Here is a 5,840-nt window from a genome sequence, read left to right as displayed (position 1 = left end):
GGCCTATCCGCCGCAGCTCTCCGGCGGGCAGCAGCAGCGCGTGGCGATTGCCCGCGCGCTGGCGATGCGGCCCGAAGCCATGCTGTTCGACGAGCCCACCTCGGCGCTCGACCCGGAACTGGTGGGCGACGTGCTGGAGGTCATGCGCAACCTGGCGCGCGAGGGCATGACGATGATCGTGGTGACGCACGAGATGGGGTTCGCGCGGGAAGTGGCGGACCGCGTTTGCTTCCTGCACAGCGGCACCATCGTTGAGGAAGGCGCCGCCGCGCAGGTGCTGGGCGCGCCCAGCCACGCCCGCACGCAGGACTTCCTGCGGCGCGTGCTGCATAAGCCGGTGGAAGCGGCGGGGGACCTGGCGCTATGACCTCCAGCCAGTTCACGGCAATCCGGCCGGCCCCGGCCACCGCGATGCCTTTGCCGTCCTCCCTGTGGGCGGCCACGGCCCCGCCCGCGCCGCCCACGCCCGCGCTGCGCGAATCGCTGAACACCGACGTGCTGGTCATCGGCGGTGGCTTCACCGGCCTGTCGACCGCACTGCACCTGGCCGAGGGCGGCGCGCGCGTGTGCGTGCTGGAAGCCAACGAGCCGGGCTGGGGCGCGTCCGGGCGCAACGGCGGCCAGGTCAACCCCACGCTCAAGCATGATCCCGACGAGCTGGTCCGCCTGTTCGGCGCCGCCCGGGCCGAGCCGTTGATCAATGCGGTGTCGCGCTCGGCCGACCTGGTGTTCGACCTGATCGCGCGTCACGGCATCGATTGCCAGCCCGTGCGCAGCGGCTGGCTGCAGCTTTCCTATTCACCAGGCGCCGTGCCCGCCATGCATGCGCGCGCCGAGCAATGGGCGCGCCGCGGGGCGCCGGTGGAGGTGCTGGACCGCGCCGCGGTAGCGCGGCGCGTGGGCACGCAGGCCTTCGCCGGCGGCTGGCTGGATGGACGCGCTGGCGCCATTCAGCCGCTGGCCTATACACGCGGGCTGGTCCGCGCCGCACAGCAGGCGGGCGCTACGGTGCATGGCGGCACGGCGGTGACGGCACTGGTGCGCCAGGGCTCGCACTGGGTGGCGACGACGGCCTTGGGCACCACGGTGACGGCCACGCAAGTCGTGATCGCCACCAACGGCTACACCGGCCCGCTGTGGCCCGGCCTGGCGCAAACAGTGCTGTCGGCCAACAGCTTCATCGTGGCCACGCAACCGCTCCGGGACGCCGAGGCGCACGGCATCCTCACGCAAGGCGAGACGGCATCCACCTCGCAGCGGCTGCTGCTGTATTTCCGCAAGGATGCGCAGGGGCGCCTGCTGATGGGTGGCCGCGGCTTCTTCGCCGATCCGCGCGGGCCGCAGGACTTTGCCCACCTGGAGCGCTCGCTGGCGCTGCTGTTCCCGCAACTTGGCCCGCTCTCCTACGAGTACCGCTGGGCAGGGCGTATCGCGATCACGCGCGATTTCATGCCCCATGTGCATGAGCCCGCGCCGGGCGTCGTCATGGCGCTGGGCTGCAATGGGCGGGGCATCGCGCTGTGCACCAGCCTGGGCCAGCATATCGCGGCACGGCTGGCGGGCAAGGGCGGGGATTTTCCGTATCCCATCACGCCCGTGACCGGGATTCCGCTGCACGGCCTGCAGCGCTTCTACATTGCCGCGGGGGTGGCCTGGTACAGCCTGCTGGACAAACTGGGCTGACGCCGGCAGCGCCTAAAGCAGCAGCGTGGCCAGGGCCGGCACCAACGCCAGCGGCATCACCAGCGCGCCGATGCGCAGGAACTGCAGCGCGCCGACGTGCTGGCCCTCGCGCCGCAGCGCGGTCAGCCATAGCAGGGTCGCCAGCGAGCCGGTGACCGACAGGTTGGGCCCGAGGTCGATGCCGATCAGCACCGCGTCGGTGACCTGCGTGGAGGCATGGCTGGCCGCCAGCGCCGAGGACGCGAACAGCCCGGCCGGCAGGTTGTTGACCACGTTGGACACCAGCGCCACCGTGCCGCCGGTTACCCAGACGCCGGCTGTGGGTGACTGTTGCGACAGCGCCTGCACGAAGTGGGCGAGCTTGCCGATCAGGCCGGTCTGCTCCAGGGCCGCGACCAGCACGAACAGGCCCGCCACCAGCGGCAGCACGCCCCAGGAAATCTCGCGCAACGCCGGCAGGCACAAGCCGGGCCGGCAGGTGCAGACCAGCAGCAGCGTCGCCACGCCGGCCAGGCAGGTCGGCCAGCCCAGGTCGGCGCCCAGCAGCGAGGCCGTCAGCAGCACCAGGCCCATGGCTACGATGCCGGCGGCGGTCAGCTTGGCCTCCAGTGACAGCGGCGGCACTGGCACGCCGGTCGCGATGCGCTCGCGCAGCGCGTCGCGCTGGGTCCAGTAGAGCACGGCGAAGGTGGCCACGATGGCCACCAGCGATGGCAGCGTGAAGCGCGCCAGCCAGCCCGTCAGCGAGGGCATGTGCTCGCCGAAGATGACCAGGTTGGCCGGGTTCGAGATCGGCAGCACAAAGCTGGCGGCGTTGGCGATGAACGCGCAACAGTACAGGTAGGGCAGCGGATGCTTGACCTTGGCGGCGCGGGTGGCAGCCAGCACTGCCGGCGTGAGCACCACGGCGGTGGCATCGTTGGACATGAACACCGTGACCAGGGTGCCGAAGCCATAGACCAGCAGGAACAGCCGCCGTGCCGATCCCCCGGCCTGGCGCACCGCCAAGGCAGCTACGTGGTCGAACAGCCCGGTCTTGCGCGCCAGTTCCGACACCAGCATCATGCCGCCGAGAAAGAGGTAGACGTCATTGCCGCGCGCCACGGCGGCCATGGCATCGGGCACGGCAAGCAGGCCGGTCACGCATAGCAGCAGCGCGCCGGCTACCGCCCAGAAGGCTTCCGGCAGCCGGAACGGCCGCGTGATGACGCCAAGGGTGGCGGTGGCTGCCACCGACCAGATCAAGGGGCTGCTGTACGGGGAGAATGGCATCGGAGCCTTGCGGGCGGCGGGTGGTGGTTCAGGTTGTGGGCTGCGATGCGCGGGGCGGCACGCCGGCCGGGGCAGGGCTCAGCGCTCTGACGGGCTCGGCGGCGCCGGTGGTGCCGGTGGTGCCGGCGGTGCTTGTTGCACTGGTCACGCCCGTCACACCCGTAGCGCCCGTAGCGTCGCTAGTGTCGGTCAGTGCCGTCCCGGCCCCCGGATCGGCGTCCGCCGGCGGGGATGGGAAGCCAAGCGCGGCAATGCCGTGGCTGCCGTCGGCGTACTCCGGGTAGACCCAGTCGTCGCCGTTGCGCACGAGGTTCTTGGGCGCCACGAATTCCGCCTCGGGCTGGCCCGCCAGGCGGCCTTCCATGTAACTGGCCCAGATCGGCAGGGCGGTGGTGGCGCCGAACTCGTGCCGGCCCAGGCTGCGGTTATCGTCGAACCCCATCCACGCCACCGTGACGATGCCAGACGCGTAGCCGGCAAACCAGCCATCGACCGAATCGTTGGTGGTGCCGGTCTTGCCGGCCACGTCCGCGCGCCGCAGGTAGCGTTCCAGGCCTGCGCCGGTGCCGCTGGTCACCACGCTGCGCAGCAGGCTGTTCATCACATAGGCATTGCGCTCGGGAATCACGCGGTGCGGCTGGGGTTCGCTGTCGGCGGTAAACAGCACGTTGCCCGCGCCGTCGCTGATGCGCTCGATCAGGTAGGGCTCGGTGCGGTAGCCTTCGCTGGCGAAGACGCCATAGGCGGCGGCCAGACGCAGCGGCGTGGTGGTGCCGGTGCCCAGGGCCATCGGCAGGTAGCGCGGCAGGCGCTGCTCGGAGAAGCCGAACTTGCCGGCATAGTCAACCGCATAGGGAATGCCGATAGCCTGCAAGGTCCGGATGGCAGGCAGGTTGCGCGACTGCGCCAGCGCCTGGCGCACGCTCACGGCGCCCAGGAAGCGGCCATCGTCGTTGCCCGGCTGCCAGCGCGACGAGGCATCCAGCGGCGCATCGTTGATCAGCGTGGTGGCCGACACGCCGCGCTCGAGCGCGGCGGAATAGATGAACGGCTTGAACGTCGAGCCCGGCTGGCGCAGCGCCTGCGTGGCATGGTTGAAGCGGCTGGTGGCAAAGTCCGCGCCGCCGATCATGGCTTCGATGGCGCCCGATTTGCTATCCAGCGAGACCAGCGCGGCCTGCGGCGCTGCCTGCTGGCCATGGCGCTTGCCATACTGGTCCAGGCCCGCGTGCACGGCCTCATAGGCCAGGCTTTGCCGCACCGACGATACCGTGGTGTAGACATTGAGGCCGCGGGTATAAGCGGCCTCGCCAAAGCGGTCGTAGGCAAGCTGGCGGGCCAGCTCCGCCACGTACTCGGCGTGCCCGTCAAAGAAGTACGCTTGCGCCGCACTGCCAAAGCCATAGGCATGCTCGCCCAGGTAGACCTGGTTCATGTACAGCTCGAGGATGCGGTCTTTCGGCAGGGAGCGGTCGATCTTCCAGGCCAGCAGGATTTCATACCATTTGCGCGAGAGCGTTTTCTCGCGAGACAGGTAGAAGTTGCGCGCCACCTGCATGGTGATGGTGGAGGCGCCCTGGGCGTAGCCCTCGCCGATATTGGCGAGCGCGGCGCGGAAGATCCCGGGGACATCCACGCCGGCGTGCTGGTAGAACTGATCATCTTCCGCCGCCAGCAGCGCGTTGGACATCTGCTTKGGCATGCGCTCCAGCGGGACGAATTCGCGGTGCTCGTTGCCGAACTCGCCAATCAGCACGTTGTCGCTGGTATAGATCCGCAGGGGCAGGTCGGGGCGGTAGTCCCGCAGCGCATCGACGGCGGGGAGTTGACGAAGGCTCACCACGGCGGCGAACCCAACTAGCAGGGTGGAGGCTGCAGCCAGCGCCAGAGTGACGCTTGCCGCCTTTACAACGACTCTTTTCATGCGCGCATTCTACCTTGGGGCGAAGACCGGGAAGCCGGGCATGCCATCCGGGGCTTGCACCGCCGCCGGTTCCACGCCATTGGCCTGCGGCACYTCCGGTGCAACCGGCCGGGCACCGGGCCGGCTAACCTGCTGCGCGAATTCCGCCAGCGCGTGCCAGGTCTCGGGCTGCTCGATGATGGTGAAATGGTTGGTGCCCGGCATCATCTGCCGCGCTACCTGGCCGGGCCAGGCTGCGATCAGGCGCTCCGAGCATTCGTGGGGCACCACCTCGTCGACCTCGGCCAGCAGCACCTTGGTGCTTTGCACCACCTTCTTGCAGTGGGAGATCGAGTCGAAGTGATGGCGCATCAGTTGCCGCAGCGGCACCAGCGGGAAGCGCTTGCGCACGATCTCCAGCAAGGAGTCGTAAGGCGTGATCAGCTGCAGGCTCTCGAAATCCTGCAGGTCCGCCAGCTGGATGGCTACGCCGGTGCCGAGGCTGCGGCCGACCACATGCACGCGCGTGCCGGGGAACATGCGGCGCAGGTGCAGCAGGAACTGGCTGGCGTCCGCCACGGCGGCTGGCTCGGAGGGGTGGCCGTCCGAGTGGCCCAGGCCGCGGTAGTCCATGGTGGCAAAGCCCACGCCTGGCGGCAGCCAGGCCAGGTATTGCATGGTGTCCAATACATCCTCGCCGCGCCCGGGCAGGTAGAACAGCAGGTCGCGCGCGGTTTGTGCATTTCGCACGGTTTCCCCGGTTTCCGCGTCCAGGACGCCTTGGTCGCCGTAGACGTAGCCGCGCAGGAAACCGCCCGGCACTTCGTGCGAGTAGGCGGAAATGCCCTCGGGCAGGTCCCGCGGCGGGCGGCGGCGGGCGTCAAACAACAGCCTGTCCTGGTTCAGCGTCAGGTAGGTCCAGTAGCAGGTGAAGCCGCCTGCGGTCAGCAGGACGGCGGCGAGGGCCTTGCGTGAATGGGGG

The 5,840-nt window shown here is 69.5% G+C and carries 5 protein-coding genes; 2 read left to right on the top strand and 3 right to left on the bottom strand.

Annotated elements, in window-relative coordinates; genetic code table 11:
- A partial coding sequence (locus AC1DS3_RS35625; protein ID WP_477129040.1) for an amino acid ABC transporter ATP-binding protein occupies positions 1-367 on the top strand: 367 nt, incomplete at its 5' end.
- Entirely contained in the window at positions 364-1,683 is a 1,320-nt protein-coding gene (locus AC1DS3_RS35620; protein WP_441634149.1) for an NAD(P)/FAD-dependent oxidoreductase, read from the top strand. The genes AC1DS3_RS35625 and AC1DS3_RS35620, both read left to right, overlap by 4 nt.
- A 12-nt stretch (positions 1,684-1,695) precedes the next feature.
- Here AC1DS3_RS35620 and AC1DS3_RS35615 read toward each other — a convergent pair whose 3' ends face one another.
- From AC1DS3_RS35615 to AC1DS3_RS35605, 3 genes are all read right to left on the bottom strand, one after another.
- Positions 1,696-2,955, bottom strand: coding sequence for an arsenic transporter (locus tag AC1DS3_RS35615; RefSeq protein ID WP_441634147.1), 1,260 nt, complete (start codon positions 2,953-2,955; stop codon positions 1,696-1,698).
- A 28-nt stretch (positions 2,956-2,983) separates the two neighbouring features.
- On the bottom strand, positions 2,984-4,879 hold the full coding sequence (locus AC1DS3_RS35610; protein WP_477129039.1) for a penicillin-binding protein 1A: 1,896 nt from the start codon (positions 4,877-4,879) through the stop codon (positions 2,984-2,986).
- Positions 4,880-4,888: 9 nt separating this feature from the next.
- Positions 4,889-5,840 (bottom strand): alpha/beta hydrolase (locus AC1DS3_RS35605; RefSeq protein WP_477129038.1); only part of this gene is annotated, 952 nt, incomplete at its 5' end.

The sequence above is a fragment of the Cupriavidus sp. 01L46 genome, assembly GCF_056399905.1.
Note: the sequence above shows the minus strand (reverse complement) of the source record. Positions and strands in the feature narration are given on the sequence as shown.

Bases quoted from the DNA above. Each gene is read 5' to 3' on its own strand.
- AC1DS3_RS35620 (WP_441634149.1), top strand. From the start codon at position 364: ATGACCTCCAGCCAGTTCACGGCAATCCGGCCGGCCCCGGCCACCGCG.
- AC1DS3_RS35615 (WP_441634147.1), bottom strand. From the start codon at position 2,955: ATGCCATTCTCCCCGTACAGCAGCCCCTTGATCTGGTCGGTGGCAGCC.